Source organism: Pseudomonas sp. W2-17 (assembly GCF_041060445.1).
Lineage (GTDB): Bacteria > Pseudomonadota > Gammaproteobacteria > Pseudomonadales > Pseudomonadaceae > Aquipseudomonas.
Window position 1 is genome coordinate 1 of the sequence record NZ_JAUFNS010000008.1, and the last position, 23,905, is coordinate 23,905.

At 59.8% G+C, this 23,905-nt stretch carries 20 protein-coding genes and 1 pseudogene; 16 read left to right on the plus strand and 5 right to left on the minus strand.

Annotated elements, in window-relative coordinates; translation table 11 throughout:
* From QWI20_RS11690 to QWI20_RS11740, 11 genes are all read left to right on the plus strand, one after another.
* A partial coding sequence (locus QWI20_RS11690; protein ID WP_369305611.1) for a DUF2345 domain-containing protein occupies nucleotides 1-2,321 on the plus strand: 2,321 nt, incomplete at its 5' end.
* Nucleotides 2,318-2,956 (plus strand): DUF2931 family protein, encoded by a 639-nt coding sequence (locus tag QWI20_RS11695; protein ID WP_369305612.1) that lies wholly within the window; start codon nucleotides 2,318-2,320, stop codon nucleotides 2,954-2,956. The genes QWI20_RS11690 and QWI20_RS11695, both read left to right, overlap by 4 nt.
* A gap of 118 nt (nucleotides 2,957-3,074) precedes the next feature.
* On the plus strand, nucleotides 3,075-3,620 hold the full coding sequence (locus QWI20_RS11700; protein WP_369305613.1) for a hypothetical protein: 546 nt from the start codon (nucleotides 3,075-3,077) through the stop codon (nucleotides 3,618-3,620).
* On the plus strand, nucleotides 3,617-4,255 hold the full coding sequence (locus QWI20_RS11705) for a DUF2931 family protein (RefSeq protein WP_369305614.1): 639 nt from the start codon (nucleotides 3,617-3,619) through the stop codon (nucleotides 4,253-4,255). The genes QWI20_RS11700 and QWI20_RS11705 overlap by 4 nt, the downstream gene beginning before the upstream one ends.
* 220 nt (nucleotides 4,256-4,475) lie before the next feature.
* The gene (locus QWI20_RS11710) at nucleotides 4,476-4,739 is read left to right on the plus strand and encodes a PAAR domain-containing protein (protein WP_369305615.1); all 264 of its coding nucleotides are present in this window, start codon (nucleotides 4,476-4,478) and stop codon (nucleotides 4,737-4,739) included.
* Between the two features lie 353 nt (nucleotides 4,740-5,092).
* Nucleotides 5,093-5,977, plus strand: coding sequence for a manganese catalase family protein (locus QWI20_RS11715; RefSeq protein WP_369305616.1), 885 nt, complete (start codon nucleotides 5,093-5,095; stop codon nucleotides 5,975-5,977).
* 77 nt (nucleotides 5,978-6,054) lie between these two features.
* Nucleotides 6,055-6,261, plus strand: coding sequence for a hypothetical protein (locus QWI20_RS11720; protein ID WP_369305617.1), 207 nt, complete (start codon nucleotides 6,055-6,057; stop codon nucleotides 6,259-6,261).
* Between the two features lie 271 nt (nucleotides 6,262-6,532).
* The gene (locus tag QWI20_RS11725) at nucleotides 6,533-7,921 is read left to right on the plus strand and encodes an ATPase domain-containing protein (protein ID WP_369305618.1); all 1,389 of its coding nucleotides are present in this window, start codon (nucleotides 6,533-6,535) and stop codon (nucleotides 7,919-7,921) included.
* Nucleotides 7,922-8,022: 101 nt separating this feature from the next.
* Nucleotides 8,023-8,388, plus strand: coding sequence for a response regulator transcription factor (locus QWI20_RS11730; protein WP_369305619.1), 366 nt, complete (start codon nucleotides 8,023-8,025; stop codon nucleotides 8,386-8,388).
* Between the two features lie 99 nt (nucleotides 8,389-8,487).
* A complete protein-coding gene (locus tag QWI20_RS11735) occupies nucleotides 8,488-8,829 on the plus strand; it encodes a hypothetical protein (protein ID WP_369305620.1) in 342 nt (113 codons plus the stop codon).
* Between the two features lie 99 nt (nucleotides 8,830-8,928).
* A complete protein-coding gene (locus tag QWI20_RS11740) occupies nucleotides 8,929-9,102 on the plus strand; it encodes a hypothetical protein (protein WP_369305621.1) in 174 nt (57 codons plus the stop codon).
* Nucleotides 9,103-9,131: 29 nt separating this feature from the next.
* Here QWI20_RS11740 and QWI20_RS11745 read toward each other — a convergent pair whose 3' ends face one another.
* The 3 genes from QWI20_RS11745 to QWI20_RS11755 form a co-directional block, all read right to left on the minus strand.
* Nucleotides 9,132-9,977, minus strand: a complete 846-nt coding sequence (locus QWI20_RS11745; RefSeq protein ID WP_369305795.1) for an alpha/beta fold hydrolase — start codon at nucleotides 9,975-9,977, stop codon at nucleotides 9,132-9,134.
* A gap of 260 nt (nucleotides 9,978-10,237) precedes the next feature.
* Nucleotides 10,238-10,606, minus strand: coding sequence for a histone-like nucleoid-structuring protein, MvaT/MvaU family (locus QWI20_RS11750; protein WP_192173877.1), 369 nt, complete (start codon nucleotides 10,604-10,606; stop codon nucleotides 10,238-10,240).
* Nucleotides 10,607-10,822: 216 nt separating this feature from the next.
* On the minus strand, nucleotides 10,823-11,788 hold the full coding sequence (locus QWI20_RS11755) for a tyrosine-type recombinase/integrase (protein ID WP_369305622.1): 966 nt from the start codon (nucleotides 11,786-11,788) through the stop codon (nucleotides 10,823-10,825).
* 180 nt (nucleotides 11,789-11,968) lie between these two features.
* On the opposite strand from QWI20_RS11755, the gene QWI20_RS11760 reads away from it, so the two are divergent.
* From QWI20_RS11760 to QWI20_RS11775, 4 genes and pseudogenes are all read left to right on the plus strand, one after another.
* Nucleotides 11,969-12,976, plus strand: coding sequence for a DNA-binding protein (locus tag QWI20_RS11760; RefSeq protein ID WP_369305623.1), 1,008 nt, complete (start codon nucleotides 11,969-11,971; stop codon nucleotides 12,974-12,976).
* A gap of 32 nt (nucleotides 12,977-13,008) precedes the next feature.
* A pseudogene (locus QWI20_RS11765) lies at nucleotides 13,009-15,343 on the plus strand (EAL domain-containing protein).
* A 79-nt stretch (nucleotides 15,344-15,422) separates the two neighbouring features.
* On the plus strand, nucleotides 15,423-16,778 hold the full coding sequence (locus tag QWI20_RS11770) for an MATE family efflux transporter (protein ID WP_369305624.1): 1,356 nt from the start codon (nucleotides 15,423-15,425) through the stop codon (nucleotides 16,776-16,778).
* A 55-nt stretch (nucleotides 16,779-16,833) separates the two neighbouring features.
* A complete protein-coding gene (locus QWI20_RS11775) occupies nucleotides 16,834-17,484 on the plus strand; it encodes a TetR/AcrR family transcriptional regulator (RefSeq protein WP_369305625.1) in 651 nt (216 codons plus the stop codon).
* A gap of 51 nt (nucleotides 17,485-17,535) precedes the next feature.
* Here the strand turns inward: QWI20_RS11775 and QWI20_RS11780 are convergent, their stop codons facing one another.
* A complete protein-coding gene (locus QWI20_RS11780) occupies nucleotides 17,536-20,229 on the minus strand; it encodes a glycoside hydrolase family 3 C-terminal domain-containing protein (protein WP_369305796.1) in 2,694 nt (897 codons plus the stop codon).
* 56 nt (nucleotides 20,230-20,285) lie between these two features.
* Nucleotides 20,286-20,525: a hypothetical protein gene (locus QWI20_RS11785; protein ID WP_369305626.1), complete on the minus strand. Its 240-nt coding sequence runs from the start codon at nucleotides 20,523-20,525 to the stop codon at nucleotides 20,286-20,288.
* Nucleotides 20,526-21,348: 823 nt separating this feature from the next.
* Here QWI20_RS11785 and QWI20_RS11790 point away from each other — a divergent pair.
* Nucleotides 21,349-23,721: a membrane-bound PQQ-dependent dehydrogenase, glucose/quinate/shikimate family gene (locus tag QWI20_RS11790; RefSeq protein ID WP_369305627.1), complete on the plus strand. Its 2,373-nt coding sequence runs from the start codon at nucleotides 21,349-21,351 to the stop codon at nucleotides 23,719-23,721.
* Nucleotides 23,722-23,905: the final 184 nt, after the last annotated feature.

Here is a 23,905-nt window from a genome sequence, read left to right on the forward strand (position 1 = left end):
TGGTCGACAGCGAGAAGGATAAGCGCGGCGAAGGGTTTGAATTGCGCACGGATGGCTGGGGAGCCATGCGTGCGGGGAATGGACTGCTTATCAGTGCGGATGAACAGACCAAGGCACAGGGTAAGCAGCTCGACATGAGCGCTGCTGTCGGTCGCTTGCAGAATGCCGGTGATCAACTCGAAACAATCTCTGCAGATGCCGCCATTAGCCGGGCAGACCCGGCGGACGTCCAAGCTCAACTCGATCTGCTCAAACAGGATCTGGACGCGCTCAAATCCTCGGTGTTGCTGCTCAGCGCTCCGGACGGCATTGCCCTGACCAGCGGTAAACATCTGCAACTGGCCGCGCAAGACAACCTGATGCTCAACGCTGGCGGCCACGCCGATATCAGCGTGGTCAAAAAAATGTTCATGGGTATCGGCCAGGGCCTGAGCCTGTTCGTGCGCAAGGTCGGGCTCAAGCTGATCTCCAACGAGGGCCCGGTGAGCATCCAGGCACAGAACGATCGTCTGGAATTGCTCGCTCGCCAGGGCATAAACATCACCAGCACCGAAGACGAGATCCACATCACCGCCAAGAAGCGCATCGTCCTCAATGCTGGCGGCAGCTACGTCGCCATCGAGCAATGCAGCATTGAATCCGGCACCGCCGGCGACTACCTGATCAAAGCCGCGCACTTCGATTTCAAAGCGAAAGCGGAACAGCCGGTTGAACTGCCAGCCTTGCCACCACTGTTGGATATTCCGCCTGAACTGCACGAGTTTTGGGCCAGCTTCAGTGGCGGCAACATTCACTACGAGCGGAGCATGATCAAGAATGCTGCGCCGGTTGAACAGCCCGAGACACTTGAGGAGGAAGAAGAGGAAGAGGAGTTCGTTGAAGGCATCACCCTGCGCATCGGACTGTTCTTTGATGGGACGGGGAATAATCAGAGCAATGCGGCGGCGACGGAGCGTTGCCGACGGCAGGATCTGGAGACCTTTAGCAGTGAAGAGCTGGAGAGCATTGCGGCGACGTGCAAGCAGTACGGGTTTGGGGAGTTTGACGGCAGTGCGTTTAACAGCGCGCCGAATAACAGCTACGGGAATGCGCCGAGTAACGTGGCGCATTTGTATCAGCTGTACCCGGACAACGCGGTGGATGGTATTTCGGCTAAAGCCAAAACCGCGTACATCAAGGCGTACGTAGAAGGTATCGGCACCCGCAGCGGTGGCGAGGATGACATGCTGATTGGGCAGGCTCTGGGCCAAGGTGAGACTGGCGTGGTAGCTCGGGTGAAGGAGGTCCCCGATCTCGTTGCCAAGCAATTAAGTAGCTTCCACCAAACCAATCCCGGCATTGTCATCCAGAGAATCGAGTTTGACATTTTTGGCTTTAGCCGTGGCGCCGCCGCTGCACGGCATTGCGCTAATGAAGTGCTTAAACCAGGGCGCGGGCTGTTCAACGAACTGCTTCGGGGTGGCCTGGCGGGGCTGCTGAGAAGCTTCGATTCGGCCGCTGATGTATGCATCAATTTGGTCGGCCTGTTCGATTCGGTTGCGGCCATCTCAACGCCTTGGCGCGGCGACTTCAGTCCAGGCGATGACGTCAATCGTGGCGTTAATCTCTACCTGCCCCCCGACTGCGCGCGGCAGGTCATTCAGCTGCATGCCCTCGACGAGTATCGAGCCGACTTTTCTCTTAACAACGTCCACCACACGCACCTCCAGATCGGACTGCCGGGCGCCCACTCCGATGTCGGCGGGGGCTATCTGCCACGAGCACGAGAAAAGTTGTGGATGACGCAGCCCTGCAAGACCAGCGTTCCGACCGGTCAAAGGGTTGAATCCGATGCCGCATGGGCCCGAGCAGAAGCGGACGCCAGGGTTTTGCGCGAATCAGGCGTGGCCCGCGAGGGGTACATAGCCGTGAAAGCCTGGCCTGCAGCAACTAACATTCGCGGCAAAGCTGAGCAGTCCATGCAGGACTACTGGGTAACAGTGCTGCTTGAACGCCCAGTGCATGGCGAACTGAGCCTTATTGCACTACGTGTCATGCGTGAACTGGGGATACGTCACGGCGTCCCGTTTAAGAGCCTGGACGGGCGGCCTGAGCTCGCAATGCCCAACGAGCTCAGACCTATCGCCAAGCGAATCTTGCAGTTGGTCATGGCTGACCGGCTCGTACGACTTGAACCTGCGCAAGAGGCGTTGTTACGAGCGCGGTATATCCACCTGTCTGCGCACTGGACCCCACGAGGCCCCTTCTTACTAAGCAAGCCAGCACCGCTGAACCGTAGGAATGTGCATCTCAACCGCCCGCAAAAGGGGTATCCAGAATGAAGCGTTTGGTCTTCGCAGCGGGATTGCTTATCAGCCTAAGTGCCTGCGCAACGGGAGGGTCAGTACCTCCACCTGTCAAGCTGCCATATCCAGCATGGTACATAGGCTTTGCCGCGCCCAAGCACATGGAAGTGTGGGTGGAAAGCGTCGATGTGCTTGATCAGCGAGGATACGTTTTCTTCAATGTGCATGCCGGAGTCGCCGGCTACACGCGTAAGTCTGAGGGTTGGCATAAGGGCACATCCGGGGGCAAACCCATCAACAGCGTCGACTTGCCGGACCAACTCCTTCTGCGCTGGCAGTCACTTGCGGAACCTCAAGCCTACAAAATCAGCATACGGATTCCGCAGTGGGTCCGTGATGAGATGACCAGGCCCGAGCGTGTTCTGTGCCAGTGGAATCAGCAATGGAAAACAGACTACCGAGAGACGATCACGCTGGGCATGGCACCCGGCGGAATCGTAAAAGTGTGGCTAGGCGGATCGTGTTTGGATTTCAAGGAAGTCGGTCGTTACCAAGCCAAAGTCGAGCCGCTCGGCTCCTACCGTGGCGCAAGCAAGGGCAAGTACATCGCTCTCGAACCTGAGAACAAGGCCTACGTCGACCAACACGGCATTCCGTATGGCAGTTGGTAATGCTGCTGCGGCCTCGGACCCATTGCGGCACCGCACAAATGAACGTCTCAGAACCCAGTGCGACGCCCACTCCGATGTCGGCGGGGGCTGTCTGCCACGAGCACGAGAAAAGTTGTGGATGAGGCAGCCCTGCAAGGCCAGCGTTCCGACCGGCGAAAGCGTTGAGTCCCATGCGGCCTGGGCCCGTGCAGATGCGGACGCCAAGGTATTACGCGAATCTGGCGTCGCTCGCGATGGTTACATTGCGGTGAAGGCCTGGCCTGCAGCAACTAACCCTCGCGGCAAAGCTAAGCCGGTCGTGCAGGACTACTGGATAACAGTGCTGCTCGAACGCCCGGTGCATGGCGAACTGAGCCTGATTGCATTGCGTGTCATGCGTGAGCTAGGAGTGCGTCATGGGGTGCCATTCGACGTCATTACCGATACGGATAAACGCTTCAAGTTACCGGACGAGCTCATGCCTATCGCCAAGCGAATCTTGCAGCGGGTGATGACGGACCGGCTGGTAAGACTCGAACCTGCGCAAGAGGCGTTGCTACGAGCGAGGTACATCCACCTGTCCGCACACTGGACCCCACGAGGCCCCTTCTTACTAAGCAAGCCAGCACCGCTGAATCGTAGGAATGTGCATCTCAATCGCCCGCAAGCAGGCTATCCAGAATGAAGCGTTTACTGTTTCTAACGGGCATTTTGGTCAGCGTGACAGCTTGCGCGTCAGGGTCTAAACCACCGCCAACTCCCAAACTGCCGTATCCCGCGTGGTACGTCAGCCTCGTTGCGCCCCGCCACATGGAAGTGTGGGTCGAGAGTGTGGATGTGCTCGATCAGCGCGGCCTCGCGTTCTATCGAGTTCATGGGGGAGTTGCTAGTTACACTGGCACGGTCAAGGGATGGCCAACAGAAGGCGGGGGAGGAAAACCAATCAACAATGTGGATCTTCCGAAAACAATCCATCTGCGCTGGCAGTCGCTGGCGGAACCTCAGGCTTACAAGGTACTCATCGACATTCCGCAGTGGGTCCGTGATGAGATGGTCAAACCACAACAAGTGTTTTGTGCTTGGGATCAGAAGATTGTGACCCTCTATTCACGAACGATCAGCCTAGGGATGGCCCCGGGAGGCATAGCTAAGGTATGGGTAGGTGCAGGTTGTATAAAGGGTAAAGAAGTCGGTCGCTACCAAGCCGAAGTCGAACCGCTTGGTCCCTACCGTGGTGCAAGCAAAGGCAAGTACGTCCCGCTCGAACCTGAAAACAAAGCCTACGTCGACCAGCATGGCATCCCTTATGGAAGTTGGTAATACTGCATCGACCTTCAAAGGCCCGGATTTGTCCTCAGTTGCAACTCCCCGAGCCGGTCACCCCAGTGCAATAACTTCACCCGAAACACTCCCACTCGCCAGTAAGTCATTTCTCTAAACTTAATAGCGACAGAAACACTACAGATAGAGCCAAACAACTAAACCCAGAATCACCGCAATCAAAGAATCAATCACTAAAACCAACAACGAGCCTCACAAAATGAAAGACATTATCCGCCTAGGCGACATCACCACCCACGGCGGCGTCGTGCTTCAGGCCTTTGCGCAGACCGACCTGAACGGCAAGCCCATCGCCGGGGTGGGACACAACGTCAGTTGCCCGTTATGCAAAGGCATTTTCCCCATCGCCGAAGGCAGCAGCACCTACACGGTCGACGGAATTCCCGTCGCATTGGACGGCATGAAAACCGCCTGTGGTGCGGCCCTTATCGCCAGTGGCCCAGAGGGCGCCGTTACCAGCTGAATCAACCTGCGCGGGTCACCAACGGGCCTCGCTAGACAATTCAGGGAGATCGACGGCGCAATGCCGTCGATCCTTGTGCCGCCCCCGCTGATCAATACCTATTGCGGTCGCACGCTCAGTCGTTATCCGAGACCGAATGACGTGATAAACCGCTCGTCGGCACATCATTAACCGTTATTAAACTTTCAGCGCCAAACCACTTGTCGGCTCCACCCTCGCTTTCCTGAATTCGAGCTTCAGGCACCTCTCTTTATATCTGTGCGTTCTGCTTAGTTGACAGATCGCCGCAATAGAAAGCTGAACGTGTCGTTAAAAACCCTGATACGAAATTAGCCTAAGAAGGGAGTAAGACTATGTTCCTGCACAATAAACGTCTTCAATACACGGTTCGCGTTGCTGAGCCTAATCCGGGTCTGGCCAACTTGCTGCTGGAGCAGTTCGGCGGCGCCCAGGGCGAGCTGGCTGCGGCCACTCGTTACTTCACTCAAGCGTTGGCTGAAGAAGATCCAGGTCGCAAGGATCTGTTGCTGGACATCGCCACCGAGGAACTGAGCCACCTTGAAATCATTGGCTCGATTATCGTGATGCTCAACAAGGGCGCCAAAGGCAAACTCGCCGAAGGCGTGCAAGCGGAAGGCGAGCTGTACCGTGACATCAACGGCGCCGGCAATGATTCGCACATCACCAGCCTGCTGTACGGCGGTGGTGCTCCGCTGATCAACTCGGCCGGTGTGCCGTGGACCGCAGCCTATATCGACACCATTGGTGAGCCGACGGCGGACTTCCGTTCCAACATCGCTGCTGAAGCCCGGGCAAAGATCGTCTACGAGCGCCTGATGAACGTGACCACGGATCCAGGCATCAAGGACGCATTGGGCTTCCTGATGACCCGCGAAATCGCGCATCAGATCTCGTTCGAGAAAGCGCTGCACTCGATTCAGCCGAACTTCCCCCAAGGCAAGTTGCCAGGCATGCCGGAGTTCTCCCGGACTTACTTCAGCATGTCCAACGGCGAGCCGAACGTACGTGGCCCGTGGAACAGCGACGCTGATTTCGACTACGTCGAGAATCCAAAGCCGGCAGTCGATGGTGGTGACGGTACTGCTTCGGTCACGCTGAGCGAGGACGACTCGGTCACGTTGACGATGATGAAAGAGCGTCTGAAGTCTGATCTGCAAGCCGACCCCATGACCGGCGCCGACCTTGGGTCGGGTCTGGCTCAGGGTAAAGCTGAGTAGCGCGATAAGGGGAGGGCCGGTACGTAGCGGCTCTCCCGGCGATGTGATCAAGACCACGTACGACATGGAGATCTCTGATGAACAAGTTATTGGAAGATTCGACGTCCAATGAAGTCAGCGAGTTGTTCAACGACAACGCTCAGCTGGACTTCACATCCTGTGTGACCCGCTTCGAAGCAGAAGCTGCAACGCTGGGGCGTGGATTCAGAACCGCGTTGTTTGTTCAGCAATTCAAAGCCGGACTGTTGCCGAAGTCCGTAAAAGGGGTTGAAAGACTCCACTAAGGCCCGTGGCTTCCAAGGTTGATTCAATAGCAGCGTCCGCTGGCCGGGCTGTCTGATCCGCTACGACTCCATCGTTTTTGCCCGCGAAAGCGGGCTTTTTTTGGCTCCGATCAGGGGGTAGAGCTGGATCCCGGCGCAGCGCCGGGATGCCCCGCCATTCGCGACAGTGCGACAGGCTGGACTGATCCGCGATTACCCGCCACTGTATTGCCTTTCGCGCGTGGGCAATGCGTATTTTCAGGCCTGATGCACATCAGGAGAGGGAGCAGATTTGAATCAGCTAAAACGCCTTGAAAGCGGGATCAAGGGCTTCGACGCACTGCTCAAAGGAGGCCTTGTGGCGGGCGCCTCATACATCATTCAGGGACGCCCGGGGTCAGGCAAGACGATCCTCGCCAACCAGTTGGGGTTCAATCACGTCCGGCAGAACGGCCGCGTGCTGTTCGCCACACTGCTGGCCGAGCCTCACGACCGGCTTTTTCATTTCCTCTCGACGCTGAGCTTTTTCGATCGCCAGGCGGTGGGCCAGAGCATCCAGTTTGTCAGCGCCTTCGACACGCTGGAGAACGACGGTCTGGACGAAGTCGTCAAGTTGCTGCGCCGCGAGATCAGTCGTCAGCATTCCAGCCTGCTGATTCTGGACGGGCTGCTCAACGCACGCTCCAAGGCAGAAACGCCGCTGGACACAAAGCAATTCATCTCCGAGCTGCAGGGTCATGCCGCTTTCGCCGGCTGCACGGTGCTGTTTCTCACCAGCTCGCAACTCGACGATGGCAGCCCCGAGCACACCATGGTTGACGGTGTGATCGAGATGGGCGAAGACATGGTCGGCTCCCGTACGGTGCGCCGGATCAAAATGCGCAAGACCCGGGGCAGCGGCGCGATCCCCGGCGCCCATGAATTCGAGATCAACGACCAGGGCATTTCCATTTACCCGCGTCTTGAATGCATGCTCACCCGAACCGGTGCCATGCCCGAACACCCTCATACCCTCCTGAGCAGCGGCATTGGCGGGCTGGACTCACACATCGGTGGCGGTCTGGTCCGCTCGTCGGTGACGCTGATCATGGGCCCTTCAGGCGCGGGAAAGACGTCTCTGGGCATCCAGTTTTTGAGCGAATGCTCCGCGCAGGAGCCGGGGCTGTACTTCGGCTTTCATGAATCGCCGCAACGGGCGATGACCAAAGCGCGTTCGCTGGGCGTTGACTTTACGGCGCTGCAGGCGGCGGGCGCCCTGCACATCGTCTGGACACCGGCATCGGCAGGGCTTATCGACCGGGTGTGCTACGACCTGCTTGACAGGGTAGAGCGGCTGCAGATTAAGCGCGTCTTCATCGACAGTCTCAATGCCCTGAGCCGGGCGGCCACCGATCAGCGTCGGGCGCCGGATGTTCTCGAAACCGTGCTTGGCGAGCTTCGCGCGCGCGGCGTCACGGTAATGGCTTCCTGGGAAGCGCATCGGTTGTTCGACGATCAAACGAGCGTCCCGGCGCCTGACGTCTCCGGCGTGGTCGATAACCTGCTGCTCGTCCAGTTCGTTCAGCATCGGAGTGAACTTCAACGCCAGGTTTCTATTCTGAAGATCAGAGACAACGCCTACGATCCCTCGCCACTTGAAGTCGTGATGAGCAACGCTGGAATCACCATGAAGAAGGTCTGAGATATGCGATTCGCAACGTGGGGATGGCCAGAACGATTGAGTTGCCTGACCAGGTGCCTGACCCTCGCGACATCGTGGGCGCGCCGGGAAATGGCCCTCTGATGCCAACCATTCTGATCATCGACGATGAATACCTGATTGCCGATATCCTTAGCTTCGCGCTGGAGGACGAGGGCTTTCAGACCGTGGTGGCCGGAAGCGGGCGCAAGGCACTGGAGATTCTTGATCGCGAGCGGCCCGACTTGATCATCACCGATTTCATGATGCCCGGCATGACCGGTCTGGAACTTGCCGAGACGATCAAGTCTCGGGATGTGCACATGTCGACGCCCATCATGCTCATGAGTGGCGCGCAGGCCTACATGGGCGCCGAGCGGCCAGACCTGTTTGATGAGGTGGTTGAAAAGCCCTTTGATATCGACCAGGTCATCGGCAAGATTCACGCCCTGTTCCAAGCCCGCCACTAAGCCGCCTGTAAGGTTCTCGCGGTCCATCGTTATTGCCGTTGAACGAATCGATTGAGCCCAGGGTCGATACTGATAACGCTTATTGAGATGGGCAGTGCAATGAATACCTGGTACAGCAAATCGTTGGGTGAAGGCACCGTCGTCTACCGCCGCTTACGTGTGTTGAACGAACTTCGACATCAAGTTTGTCCTGACGCTTCCTGTCCCTATTCGCTTTACATGGACGCCGTCAGCGCGGAAACCATCGTGTTGTTTGATCCCGAGCAGATTGTGCTGGCCACCGCCTTTGGCGCACTACCGTGTGGGCAGCCCCATATCAATGGGGTTCGGTTGATCGATCTTGAATACCGTCCGCTCCCCGTTACATCCCAAAGTGCGCAACTGTTCAGCTCCCCACGCATCCATTCGCAACCCCGGTTCCACGCTGAATACCGCGCGTGACCCGTTGTGCCCTTGAATACTCAAGCTGATAACAGACGCGAGCCAGTTCCAGCGTGAGCGGCTCCGTTCGCTGTCAGTGCTGACCGCAGGAGAATCACCATGGCCGTGGCCGTTGTCAGACTGGAAGGTGAAGACATCCCCCTCGAACATCGGCAGTCGGGCGCAACCGCCGTCTTCCGTGTCAAAGATGATGAGGGCGCCGTACTGTTTTTTGAAGATGAAGTGGAAGCCGCCAAGTCGGCCGTTGAGCTAAGCAATGCCGAGCAATCCTGAATGAGCAGCGGTCTGACAGAGACTTGTGCTCAGTGATTTTTCAACAGGCTTAATATCGCATCGGCGAATTCTTGCGGTGCTTCCTGCGGCACATTGTGGCCCACTCTCGCTATCACCTGCCGCCGGACGGGCCCTGCAAAGCCACGTACCGCAGCACTGTCATCGCGTTTCGATGAGACGCCGTCGTCAGCTCCCGCCAGAATCACCGTCGGCACTGTGATCAGGGGTTTCTGCGCGAGCTTCTCCTGAATCGCCGCGCAGGCAGGATCGCCCGCCACCAGTCCATAGCGGTGTCGATAGGAATGCACGACCACGTCGACAAAGTCCGGGTTAGCAAATGACTGCGCACTTTCAGTGAACGTGGATTCTGCAAATTGCCACGTCGGCGACCATAATTTCCAAAGCAAGTGGCAGAACTCATCTCGATTGGCCGAAAGGCCGGCACGTCCGCGCTCACCGTGCAGGTAGTACTGATACCAGAGCCGTCGCTCTGTTTCGGGTGACGCAGGTGTGTTGGCTGCAGCGATGTCCTGAATGTTATAGCCCGGGTCGCAACTGACCAGCCCGGACACCCGTTCCGGCCACAGCGCAGCCACCACACACGCCGCGCGCCCGCCCCAGTCGTAACCGGCGAGAATGGCTTTCGGGATATTCAACGCATCCAGCAGTGCCAGCAGGTCGGCGCCCAATGCAGCCTGTTCGCCCGAGCGGGGCGTGGCTGAATCTATAAAACGGGTAGCGCCGTAGCCCCTCAGGTAAGGCACGATGCAGCGGCAGCCGGCCTGGACAAGCCGCGTCGACACTTCGTCGTACGCGTGAATGTCATAGGGAAATCCGTGGAGCAATACCACAACCGGCCCATCGCCTGGGCCCATGTCGCGGTATGAAACATTCAGCACGCCAGCAACTATATTCTTCACGGGAATACTCCGGCAGACAGCAGTAAGGGAGCCCTGACGAATGCCGGGCTGACGTGTGAGGAGCAGGGGTTAAAACGATCCAATTGCGCGATTGGCAATGGCAGACTAACAAGAGAGCAATGATCGAATCACCGATGCCGCGCGACGGGCGCGGGCATCGGGAGATCGGCAACGGAGCGAAGGTTAATCACCTGTCTCCCCCGTTCACACACCCATCAGGAAACCCAGGATTCGACAGTGTCGGAACCGTGTTCGGCTTTCCATTCTTTCAAGGTCTTGTGATTGCCGCCTTTGGTTTCTACGACTTCACCGGTGTGCGGGTTTTTGTAGACTTTAACGGCGCGGGCTTTGCGAGTGGTCTTCTCGGGGGCGGTGGCGTTCTTGCCCTGTTTGGATCCGGTAGGGTGATCCAGAATCGAAATAATATCTTTCAGGCTCTTATTGTATTCGCCGAGCAGCGTACGCAATTTGCCTTCGAATTCGATTTCCTGTTCCAGGCCTTTATCGCCTTTCATGGCCTCGAGGGCAGCGAGCTGATCGGCAAGGTGACGTTCGAGTTGGCGGTATTCAGCAAGTTTAGACATTGGAACTCCATGTTTCGGTTTGTTGATACTGACGTGCGGCGTTAGCACTGGCGAACATTGGAGCGCACGGTGGTGACTGGTGTGACCGTGGACACTGTAGTGCGAGTGGGTGCATGGATGCCAGTACTAACAGCAAACTTTTCTGACTTCTTTCCTCGCGTGACTGCAAAGCTGCCAGTTCATGTGGCGCAGGCGGATTTAAACCCTGCACGGTCGTCAGTTTTCGGCCAGGGCCGCAGGCTGCAACGCGGTATTCAATGCAGGCTTCATTGCCAGGCCGCCAAACGAGGTGGTCGGGTCTACATAACGCAGCGCCGATTTAATGTCTTTCCAGCCGACGTAATTCATCAGGCTTTTAATATCCCAGCCGTTACCGGACGCCCAAGTTGCAAATCCTCGGCGCATTGAGTGACTGCTGTAGAGGTCATCAGGCAACCCGGCGTCTTTAAAGATGCGCCGTAACATCGGCACCAGGCTGTGGGAATTGATGGCTTCCATGGACAGGTTGCCCCAACGATCGATTCGTCGAAACACCGGCCCGTGGGTCAGGCCGGCCACGGTAATCCAATTGATATAAGCATTGACCGGGCAGAGCGTCTTCAGCGCGGGGGTACGAAACGTGGTGCCCTCATGCTGGCGGTCGCCTTTGGTGTAAGGCAGATAAAAGCTGATGCCTTCGCCCGCCTGGGCCTGGGTGTTGCCGATGTCCAGCCTGGCCAGCTCATCGCCGCGGAACCCTCGCCAGAAGCCGATCAGCACCAGAGCGATAGACCGTCGATGACGCATCAATGTTTTGTGGTCGCCGCGTGCCCAGGCGGCATCGGCCTCGTTCTCCAGCCACGTCACCGCTTGCTCGAGATGACGCAATAGCAGCGGCGCCGCCTGTTTGGCTTGCGCCGGGTGGACGACGCGGATGCCTTTGAGCAGCTGCCGCACCGTTGGCGTTTTGGTCGGATCCGGAAACCCCTGAGTGACGTGCCACTGGGCCAGCGCCGCGAGACGCTGCTTCAGCGTACTGATCGCGTGTTTGTCGGCGTACTCCGCGAGGTAGCGCACGATGCCGTCGCCCGTCGTGGGCAGGTAACCGCCCCAGACCACTTCGAAGTGCTCGATCGCTGCCCGGTAGCTGCGGCGCGTGTTGGCGCGGGTGCCTGCTGACAGGTATCGATCTGCCTTTTCCATACATCCCTCGATCGGCGTGACACGGGCGCTTTACTGGCTTTGATCGCCGCTTACCCGGCTGAAAAGCGATAAAGCACTATTATCGGCTGCTGGCAGAAACATTTCCACACAACGTTTTAGCTGATATCGTGACCTGTAATAGCGTGTTACGTAACACGGTACGAAATCATAGGAGATGGCATGGCACGCGGTGGCATTAACAAGGCGGTAGTGGAGCGGGCCCGACAGGCCTTGCTGAGCAAGGGCGCTTACCCCAGCATCGACGCCGTGCGCGTGGAACTGGGCAACACCGGTTCAAAAACCACCATCGCCCGCTATCTAAAGGAGCTGGACGCCCAGGCGCCGGCCGAAGCGTCGTCGCGCGAGCGTATGGGTGAGGAGCTAAAAGCCCTGGTCGAAGGTTTGCTTGATCGGCTGACGGAAGAGGCCGAGGAGGTCGTCGCCCAGGCACAGGCGGACTTCGATCGTCAACGGATAGCCTGGGAAGCTCGACTGGAAGCCCTTGAGCTGGAGCTGAAATCAGCCCGGCACCAGTGCGAATCCCAGCATGCCGCGTTGACCGAACAGGGCGCCCAGCTGCAAACCACCCATTCTTCCTGGCAGTCGGAACTGACGCGAAACGCCGGTCTGAGCCAGCAGTGCCAAGACCTTCAACGGCGGGTGCAGGACAAACACCTGCAGATCCAGTCCCTCGAAGAAAAGCATGTGCACGCCCGCGCCGCGCTGGAGCATTACCGCGAGGCCATCAAGGAGCAACGCGAGCAGGATCAGCGTCGCCACGAAGCCCAGCTTCAGCAGATTCAGCTTGAACAGCGAAAACTTCAGGAGACACTGGTCATCAAACAGGATGAATCCACGCGCCTGAACCGCGATAACGAGCGCTTGCTCGGCGAAATGCGTCAGCAGGCCCGGGCGCTGGCCGATCAGCAAGACCAGACCCAGCGCTTCACCACAGAACTCCGAGAAGCGCAGATGGCCACCGCGAAAGCCGACGGCGCCCGTGAGCAGCTGCAGGAGCAGTTGGCGGCGATAAAAGCGGACAGTAAATCTCTGGCGAAAGCAGTGGCGCTGGCCAATGAGCATTTGGCGCACGCCAACCAGCAGATAGCGGTCTTGACCGAAGACAACGACAGCCTGCGTGCTCAAGTGCAGCTCATCATTGCCACACCGCCGCCGATACAAACGTAAGCGACCGACCGGTCTACAGCTTGCGGAAAGCCATGTCATATCAGCCCACCACGCCAGTCGATGCATCAGCCGTCACGTCCACCGGCCCTTCGACCGTGGCCCTGGCGCGGGGCTCGTTGTTCAAGTTCGTGTTTCTGCTGGCAGGCGTGTTTCTGCTGGCCGCTTACCTGTTGGCGTTCCTCGCCCATGACCTTGATCACACCGAGGAGATCGAGAGCGCTTTCTACACCGACAAGGCGGTGCGCTCGCTGCAAAAAACGCTGACGGTCACGGCCAGGGATTATGCGTTCTGGGGCGATGCCTACCGCTATCTGCATCTGAAAGTCGACCCCGACTGGGCGTTTGTTCGCCAGAACATCGGGCCTACGCTGTACAGCGATGGTGCTGATCTTCGTCGACGTGCTGGACGACGCCAAGCTGGCCGCTCTGGGCAAGGAATACGGCGTAGAGGGGTTGCATGTCGCAACGGCCGACGAGCGCGATCAGGTCTCGATCTTTCCGCTGGGCGAGGATGGTGCCGCTGGCGTCCTGCACTGGACGCCATCCAGACCGGGGCAGCGTTTGCTGACCCTCGGCCTGCCGCTGATTGGTCTGGCCGCCGTGCTGGTGTGCCTGATGACCTGGGCGATCCTGCGTCGGACCACCGCCGCCGCGCGCTCCCTTGATGACAGTTATGCGTCCCTGCAGAAAAGCGAAAGCGCACTCGCCACCAGTGAAGCGCGCTTTCGTGACGTGGTCGAAGCCAGCTCGGACTGGGTCTGGGAAATCGACAGCGAAGGGCGCTTCACTTACCTTTCCGACCGCTTCGAAATCGTGACCGGCCTGGACCGAGGGCAGTGGATCGGTGCCTTGATGGACGATCTGCTGCAGACCGAGCTCGGCCAGGTGTCCCAGTGGCTGGCGATCCCCAACCGTCGGCCCGACATCACCATTCAGTGCCGCTACCTGGAGACCTGCGGTCGCGAGCGTATCAGTCGTCTGTCGGCGCGTTCGATGGCGGCGGGCGGATTCCGTGGCACGGCCACCGATGTCACCGAAGAAGTGGAAGCCCGTCGACGCATCGAATTTCTCTCCCAGCACGACGCGCTGACCGGACTGCCCAATCGGGTCCGCTTGCAGGAGTTTCTGGACGGCAAGCTGAAAGCACTGCCAACCCTCGACCAGCCACTGGTGATGCTGAGCATCGACCTGGACCGCTTCAAGCCGGTCAATGACCTGCTCGGCCACGCCGCCGGCGACCGCGTGCTCAATGACGTGTCCAGTCGGCTGTCTGATTGCGTGCGCCATGGCGATCTGGTCGCGCGGGTGGGCGGCGAAGAATTCGTGCTGATCCTCAGCGACGCCCCGACCCAGGACGAAGTCGAGGCGTTGTGCCGCCGGCTGATCGAATCCATCGAACGCGCGGTGCAGATCGACGACCAGGAAATATTCGTCAGCGCCAGCATCGGCATCGCCATGGCACCCACCGATGCACGCGAGGCGGCCGAGCTGCTGCGCTACGCCGATATCGCGCTGTATGAGGCCAAGGCCAGCGGTCGCGGTACCTGGCGGTTTTATGCCGGCGACATGAACGCCAGAATCATCGAGCGCAGGCGTCTTGAGAGTGACCTGCGCTATGCGATCAAACACGACGAATTGCGTCTGCATTTCCAGCCACGCTTTCGCATTTCCGATGGCAAGATGGTCGGCGCCGAAGCGCTGGTGCGTTGGCAGCATCCGCAGCGCGGTCTGATTCCGCCGGACACCTTCATTCCCATCGCCGAAGAAAGCGGGCTGATCATCCCTCTCAGCGACTGGGTCATGACCCAGGCATGCAGTGAAGCCGTGCGTTGGCCGAAACATCTGTTCATTTCCATCAACCTGTCGCCTGCCGAGTTCAAGCGCGGCAACCTGCCGGCGCGCGTTCAGTTCGCCCTCAAGGCCACCGGGATCGAGCCCTCGCGGGTCGAACTGGAGATCACCGAAGGGGTGATGATCGAGGACGCCGTGGGGGCGCTCGATGTCATGCTGATGCTGAAGCAGTTGGGCGTGCGCATCGCCATGGATGACTTCGGCACCGGTTATTCGTCGTTGAGTTACCTGCGCACGTTCCCCTTCGACGGTCTGAAGATCGACCGCAGCTTTCTGACCCGCCTCAGCGAAAGCGAAGGCGACCGCTCTATCGTGCAGGCCATCGTCGGGCTGGGTCGGGCACTGTCACTCACGGTCACGGCTGAGGGCATTGAAACCGCGGAGGATCTGGAGTTGTTGAAGGCAGTGCAGTGCGAGGAAGGTCAGGGGTATTTTCTGAGTCATCCGCTGACCATGTCGGACTTCCACGCGCTGCTGGACGCGAGAAGTGCGGCAGCGGCGGATACAAACGTATAAAGTGCCCGCGCTGTCCCGGCAGCACCTCTTCCATCACACCCGCTGCCGCACACGGCCACCTTTCATTTCTGGAGCGTTCATGACTCACCCGCGCGCTGTTTTCACCGAAGGCTCGGTGGCCCGGCACGTGTTGGTGATGTCGAGCACCAGCGCGTTGAGCCTGCTGGCGGTGTTCCTGGTGGACATCTTCACCCTGCTGTACGTGTCGATGCTCCATGACCCGATGCTCCTCGCCGCGACAGGGGTGGCGAAGGTGCTGATCTTCCTCAATAGCGCGGTGTCCAGCGGGCTGATCATCGCCGCCGCCACGGTGTTGTCCGAGCGGATCGGCCATCGCGCCTCGAAGGCGTCTTCGCAGATGGTGACGCACTTGATGCTGATGGTGGTCGTCGCGTCAGGCGCTGCGGCGACGTTGCAACTGGCGCTATTGGTGCCGCTCACTCGCTGGCTCGGCGCGGACGCCAGCACCTACGAAGCCGCGCGGATTTTCATCTGGCTGACCCTGCCGTTCAGCGTGCTGCAGTCGGCCATGCAGATGGCGGCGCAAATCCTGCGAACTGCCGGCGACAGCCGCCGCGCCCTGTGCGTGGTGCTTTCGGGCGCGGCGACACTGGCCCTGGCCGATCCACTGTTCATTTTCGGTTTTGGCCTCGGGCTTGAGGGGGCGGGGATTTCCTATGCGCTGTCGGCGCTGGTGTCCCTGGGCCTGGGCATTTACTGGCTGCGGGCGCGGCTGGCGATGCCGTTTACCCTCCGCTGGCGACTGCTGCGCCTGCACACGCGCAAGGTCATGCAGGTCGGTTTGCCAGCGATGGTCGGCAATCTGGCGACGCCCGTGGGCCTGACCTATCTGGTCTCGTCGATCGGCGCCTATGGCACGTCGGCGCTGGCGGCCATGTCGGTGATGGACCGGGTCATGCAGTTCGCCTACTGCGTGTTCTTTTCCCTGCCCAGCGCCCTCGCGCCGGTGCTGGGGCAGAACATCGGCGCCCATCGCCACGCTCGCGTCGCCTCAGCCATCGTTTTCAGCCGCAGGCTGGTGATCGTCTATGGGCTGCTGGTCTGGGCGGTGCTGTTGCTGATGGCGAATCCGCTGGCGGACACCTATCAACTGGAAGGCACCGGTCGGGCGATCTTTCTTGCGTTCTGCCACGTCGGCGGCGGCCTGTGGGCGTTGATCGGGCTGGATTTCGTCGCCATCGCGATGTTCGTTACTCTGGGCCGGCCGTGGCTGGTGGCACTGTTCGCGTGGCTGCGGGCGACGCTGGGGACGGTGCCGTTCGTGCTCGGCGGGATTCACCTGTTCGGCGCGGCCGGCGCGTTCCCGGCCATGCTGACCGGTAACGCATTGATCGCCGTGACTTCGATTACAATCGCGTCCCTGACCGCCAGACGGTTTTTCCAGCGCCGGGGCGCCGCGCAGGCCGTGGCGTGAGCAGGCCGTTGCCGCGCTCGGTCGGGCTTTATCCGAATCAACGAGACAAGGTGTTATGACAGACGACGAATCAGGGAATGACTCGCCCGAGGTGGCCTCGCCGAAACGGCGGCGTGCGCCCAAGGGTGAAATGCGTCGCGCGGCCTTGCTCGATGCGGCGACGCTGATCTTCGCCCGCCATGGTTATTCCAGTGCGTCGATGAAGGACGTCGCGCAGCTCGCCGGCATCACCACCGTCGGCCTGCTGCATCATTTTCCGAACAAGGAAGCGTTGCTCAATGCACTGCTGGAGCGGCGGGATCAGCGGGTGGTGTCGCGGTTCAGTGAACTGACCATGGAGATGACGCTGGAAGGGTTCATCAAATTCGTGCGGATGAGCATGAGCTTCAGCGTCCAGGACACGGCCGAATGCCAGGCGGCGATGGTGCTCAACACGGAAAGCCTGTCAGAGGCCCATCCGGCCTTCGACTGGTACAAGACGCGCTTTCACATCACCCACGAACATGCGCGGGGGCATCTGCAGGCGTTGATCGAGGCAGGAGAGGTGCGGCCGGACATCGACGTGAAGGCGCTCGCTCAGGAGATCTTTTCAGTCATGGACGGTGTGCAGATCCAGTGGCTCAGGGCCCCGGAAGATGTCGACGTGATGGCCGTGTTCGAGGGCTATCTGCACCGTTTGAAAGCCGACCTTCAAGCTCGTCCCTGAGCTTGAAGTGACTGTTTGAACCCCGACCGGAACCCCGACCGGGTTACCCACTCAGTAGGTTTGCGAAGCGCTGACCTGCACTGCCTTGCGCAGTGGCAGCGGCAGCGGGTTGCTGTCGCGGGTGGTCAGGTGTTCCGGGAACAGCGTAATCAAGGTGCGATCCAGCGGCAGATCTTCGGAGTCAGGCCCTACGAGGATCTTGAACTTGCCGGCGTCCACATCCCAGCTGTCGGTCTTCTCGACGTAGTACGCCAGGGAGCGCGAATCGATCGGGATGCTTACCGTCTTGCTTTCACCCGGTTGCAGGTAAACCTTGGTGAAGCCCTTCAGTTCTTTTTCAGGACGGTCGACCGCCGGGTTGTTCGGGTGGACGTACAGCTGGGCCACTTCAAAGCCGGACTTGTCACCGGTGTTGGTCACTTTGAAGGTGACATCGACCGTGCTGCCCGGCGCCATGACGTTGGTCGACAGCTTCAGGTCGCTGTAACCGAACGTGGTGTAGGACAGGCCGTAGCCGAACGGGTAGAGCGGCTTGGCGTGCTTCTTGTCATAACCGCGATAACCCATGTATAGGCCTTCGCTGTAGGTCATTTCGGTCAGCGCATTGTCGCCTCGGTAGGCGGCCGGATCCGGGTATGACGCGTAGCTCGGGTTGTCCTCGATCTTCTTGTCGATGGTGATCGGCAGCTTGCCCGACGGGTTGACCTTGCCGAACAGAATCTCGGCCAGGGCCTGGCCGCCTTGCTGACCCGGGAACCAGGCTTGCAGCGATGCACCGACCTTGTTCGCCCACGGCTGCATGTCCATCGAACCGCCGCCGTGCATGACCACGATGGTGTTGGGGTTGGCTTTGGTGACGAAGCTGATCAGCTCTGCCTGCTGGTCAGGCAGCTCGAAACCGTGGTCGGAACCTTCGCCTTCGTGCTCGTAATTGGAACCTGTTGCGATGACGACCGCGTCGTACTTCGACAGGTCCTTCGGTGGACGCAGCGCGGCCCAGCTCATCTGCACGCCGGTCACGCCACCCAGTGCCGGGATGAAGTTGCCCTGAATGCGTTGGTACTCAAGCTTCACCGAGTACGACTTGCCAGCCACCAGTGCAGCGGTTTTACCCGAAGTCGTCAACGCGTTAACCACGTCGGCAGAGTACGGCGCACCGTCGCTTTGCAGGACCAGCTCATCATTGACCCAGAGTTTGTACGGGCCGTCTGCACGAACCTTGAACACCTGGGCGCCGGAAACGGTCGGCTTGATGGTGGCCGTGTAACGCGCCGAAAACGCGCCCGGGTTCGGGCTGAAACCGGATACCGCAGTGGTGCCGGCGTTGGTTTCGTTGGTGCCGGTGGTCCAGTTGAGGTTCACGCCAGGTTCGACGCGGGTCACGGCCGGACTGCCGGAGAAGCTGGTGTTGGCGAAGTATTCCGCCTTCACGCCGGCATTGTTGACGTTATTGCTGCCAACCGCAGGCTGAAACCAGGCCGAGGCTTTAGGGTTCAGGCTCAGCTCGGACAGGTAGGTGACGTTGGCGCTGCTGGACGCCAGTTGCTGCAGGCCGCTCAGTTCCGTGACATAGCTGTTGGGCGGCGAGTTCGCGGTGCCGAACGGCGATGCCGGTGCTTGATACGCCCAGTCACCGATGACCGCGATTTTCGCGTCGCGCGCCAGCGGCAGCAGCGGTTTGCCAGCGGAGGTTTTTTCGTTGCGCAGCAGCACGATCGACTCACGCGCCGTGTTCAGCGATGCGCGCTGGCCGTACTCGGGGTGGTCCAGGGTCTTGGCGGTGTTGAGGTTTTCCTGGAAGTCATAGCTGACGATGGCGCGCAGGTTGCGTTTGACCTTGTCGTCGATGACGTTCTGGCTCAGCTGGCCGCTCCACACGTACGGCATCAGGTTGGCTTCGGTGAATTGCAGGCCCGACGGCATGTCGATGTCGGTGCCGGCCCAGGCGCCTTTGAACGCGTCATGGATCGCGTTGAAGTCACTGATCACGGTGCCCTGATAACCCCATTCACCCTTGAGCACGTCGGTGATCAGGTGATGGTTTTCACAGGCGTAATCGCCGTTGATCTTGTTGAAACCACACATGATCGACGCGACGTTGGCGTTCTTCACCATCGACTCGAAGCCCGGCAGGTACAGCTCGCGCAGGGTGCGCTCGTCGACCACCACGTTGACGGCCTGACGGTTGGCTTCCTGTTCGTTGGCCAGGTAGTGCTTGCCGCTCGCCTGAATACCCTGAGCCTGAATGCCGTTGACCACGGCCGGCGCCAGTACGGCGCCGATGAACGGGTCTTCACCGCTGGCGTATTCCGCCGAGCGCCCGTTGTACGGCGTGCGGTACAGGTTGACGCCGGGGGAGAGCATTTGCTGACCGCCGGAAATCCGCGTCTCGTAGGCGATCGCCAGGCCGAATTCCTTGGCGCGGTTGATGCTCCAGGTCGCCGCGAGGGCGGACTGCGACGGGTACTGCGCGCCAAAGGTGGCGTTGTTGACGTGCACGCCCATGGAGGAGTCATAGGCGACGGTGCCTTTGATGCCCCATTTGAGCAAAGACGGGATCATGTGGCCGTCGTTCACGCGAGTGAAGTTGATCTTCTCGGACTGATTCATGTTGTCGAGGATCGAACTGACCCGGGCTTCCACGGCGTTGCCAGTGGCGGGCGTGACCGCCGCCAGTGCCAGGTTGGCTTGCAGTACGCCAAGGGACAACAGGCTCAAGGCCAGGGTGTGTTTGAAGGCTGACATCGGGAATGCGCTCACTGGTCGCTGACGGTGGCCGGACGGCGGGGTGCGTGGGTCGGTCATGGCTTCTGCACCAGAACCGGCGCGTCACCGGTGTCGACCGGCGCATCGAGCATGGCGGAAGAGGTTTGGGTGGTCGGAACGGCCACTTTGTCGACGCCGGACAACTGGTCGCGCTGTGTCTCAACATTCACGCGAAGTGTTTCTGCCGGGTTCGTCGTTTGAGTGGTCGCGGAGTCCGCCGCAACAGCAGCAAAACTGCAGGCGCCGAAAAGCACGACGCTGCAAACAGACAGCATGGGTCTATTCATCGATTGTTTCTCGATTGATGGGGTGTGGAAATTAAATGAACGCGCAAACCCGCCCCGTGAGAACAGGACGAACGTTAAGTCTGCGGAATCTACTGATTAGTTCAGGGTTTGCAAGATTATTTTTTAATTAGACGAGCGGTGATTGAAAAGGCACGTCAACAGGGCTTTGAATTGCTCGGCGACGCTGGTCGTCAGACACTGAATAGCGTTTAACAGCAATAAATCGCCTTATATAGCATTTTCGTCTAATTAAGTCTCCAACTATACAGGTGAAAGCGAGATATTATTGCGATACTGAAAACCTAATTGCTATTAGGTTTAGCTTGCTGGTAAGCTCTCTCTGCACTGAGTAATCCTCGATAATCAGGCGACTGCATAGCTACCTTAGTTGCCGATACATACTCGATGGCTTTGGCGGTTTGTTGCACTTCATTAATTAGTTAACAAGTTGCTCGCAACGCCCAGGTTTTAAGTTGACACCCTATCAAGCCGCTGCAGGAATACTGCACGGCGCGATAACGCGTGCGCGTAATTAAAAGAGCGGGGCATTGATTCGTTAATGGGGACTCCACGCGCTGTTTTGTGTATGTGCATTCACCGACGATTGTGGTCAGCAGATGCAGCCGCTCAACGGCGCCAGCGCCCCACAAGCCGTGCGCTAGACGCTCGCGCAGCTGTAACAAAGTTTTCCGGGGTGCGCGGTGTGGGCGCTAATATGGGCGGGAACGCTTGAGAACGGGCGGCTCGGACCTTCCGTTTTCGCCCACTTCCCACACGGAGCCATCACCGGCCCCAATACGGAAAACCAACGATGATCTTGAGAGTGACTGGGGTGGTGATGGCGATCTTCGCCATTGCCCTGTTGTACATGGGTGCGCAACTGGTGGCCGCCGGCGGCTCGGCGGCGTACTCGATTATCGCCCTCGCGGTATTGGCCTCGGCGGTGCTGCTGATCCTGAAAAGGAAAGCGGCGCTGACGGTGTATGCGCTGCTGATGTGGGGGATTCTGATCTGGATCGTCTACGAGGTCGGCTTCGACAAATGGCAGTGGATCCCGCGCGGCGATCTGTTCGCGCTGCTGGGTCTGTGGCTGGCGCTGCCGTGGGTGGTGCGTCCGCTGTACAAGGCGCAGAACCCGGGTGACACGCGGCGCTTCCACCCGTTTCTGGGCGGCACCGTGGGCGTGATGATCCTGATCGTGCTGGCGGTGATGTTCTACGACCCGAACCCGGTGGCCGGCAAGATCGACACCCCGCAGACGACGCGCAGCACGGGCGAAGCCGCTAACGACTGGGTCGCCTACGGCGGCACGAACAACGGTCAGCGTTTCTCCAGCCTTGACCAGATCAACGCCGGCAACGTGAAGAAGCTGTCCGTGGCGTGGGAATACCACACCGGCGATCTGCGCGATGCCGCCAAAGACGCCGGCGAGTACACCTTCGAAGCCACGCCGCTGAAGGTCAATAACCGTGTATACGTCTGCACCGCACACAACGAAGTGCACGCGCTGAACCCTGAAACCGGCAAGCTGGACTGGAAGTGGGAACCGGAGAAAAACCGCTCCTACCTGCAGCAGCATCAGACCTGCCGCGGGGTCAGTTACTACGCGCCGGCCGCAACGGCTGCGGTCGGTGCCTCGCCGAGCCAGTGCGCCAAACGCATCCTCACCGCCACGACTGACGCGAAGCTCGTTGCGCTGGACGCCGACACCGGCAAGCTGTGCAACGATTTCGGCAACAACGGCGTGGTTGACCTCAGTGCCAACATGGGCGAAATCCGTCCCCACGCGTTGATGCAGACGGCCGCACCGCTGATCGCGGGTGATCGGGTCATCGTCGGCGGTTCGGTGATGGACAACGGTTACAACGACGGCAACCCGTCAGGGGTGATCCGCGCCTACAACGCCGTGACCGGCGAACTGGTGTGGAATTTCGACCCGGCCAATCCGGCCATGACCCAGCCCATCGCGGCCGACCAGAACTACCCGCAGGACACACCCGTGGCGTGGGGTACCTTGAGCGCCGACATGAAAAACGGCCTGGTGTTTGTGCCGTTCGGCAACGCCTCGCCCGATGAGCTGGGCATCAACCGCGACCCGAACAGCAACACGGAAAAATTCCGCGACACCCTGGTGGCACTGGACCTGAACACCGGTGCGTTCAAGTGGAAATTCCAGTCCTCGAACAACGACCTCTGGGACCGTGATAACCCGTCGCAGCCGACCCTGATGGACGTGGGCAAAGAGGGCAGCAAGCAACCAGCGTTGATCCTGCCGACCAAAGTGGGCAACATCTTTGTGCTGAACCGGCTGACCGGCGAACCGATTGTCCCGGTTGATCAGGTCAAGGTGTCGACCCAGGGTGGTGTGCCGGGCGAGCATTTTGCGCCGACGCAGCCGGTGTCGAAGATCAACTTCATCCCGGAACCGCTGAGCGAGAAATCGATGTGGGGCCTGACGCCGTTTGATCAGATGTCCTGCCGCACGACCTACAACAGGCTGCGCTACGACGGCAATCCGTGGACGCCGAGCACCGAGCAGGGATCCCTGATCTTCCCGGGCAACATCGGGGCGTTCAACTGGGGCTCGGTGGCGGTCGATCCTGATCGGCAGATTCTGATCGCCGCGCCGGTGCGTCTGGCCTACACCTATCACCTGATCAAGCGCACCCCGGAAACCGCCGAGAAACGGCTGTTCACCCAGGACGGCACGCCGTACTGGAACGAGAACTTCAACGGCGACTACGCGATTCGCATCAAACAGTTCGCCTCGGCGCTGGGCGTGCCGTGCATCGCGCCACCGTGGGGCCGCATGGTGGGCGTTGACCTGACCACCGGCAAAACCGAGTGGATGCGCCGCACCGGCACCACGCAGAACCTCAAGACCACGTTCCTGCCGGGCCGCTTCCCGATCGGCTTCCCGATGGGCATGGTTGCCCACGGCGGTCCGCTGGTGACGGCGGGCGGCGTGGTGTTCCATGGCGCCACGGCGGACAACTTCATCCGCGCGTACGACATCAACACCGGTGCCGTGCTCTGGGAGAAGGAGCTGCCAGCCGGCGGTCAGGCGACGCCTTCGACCTACCTGGGCAGCGACGGCAAGCAGTACGTCGTCATCTCGGCCGGCGGGCACGGCTCGCTCGGCACCACGTTGGGCGACAGCGTGATTGCGTTCCGTCTCGATTGATTTGACTGATGTGTGAGAAAGGCCGTGACGCCGTTGTGCGTCACGGCCTTTTTTGTGAAGTCGCAACCTCCGGGTGTTCCGAGCAACTTAGCACTGCCTCGGCTTTAGTCGCTCTGACACCACACATTCGCACAGAAAATACGACACCTGTGGGAGTGACCGGGGTGGCGCTCCACCTTGCTCA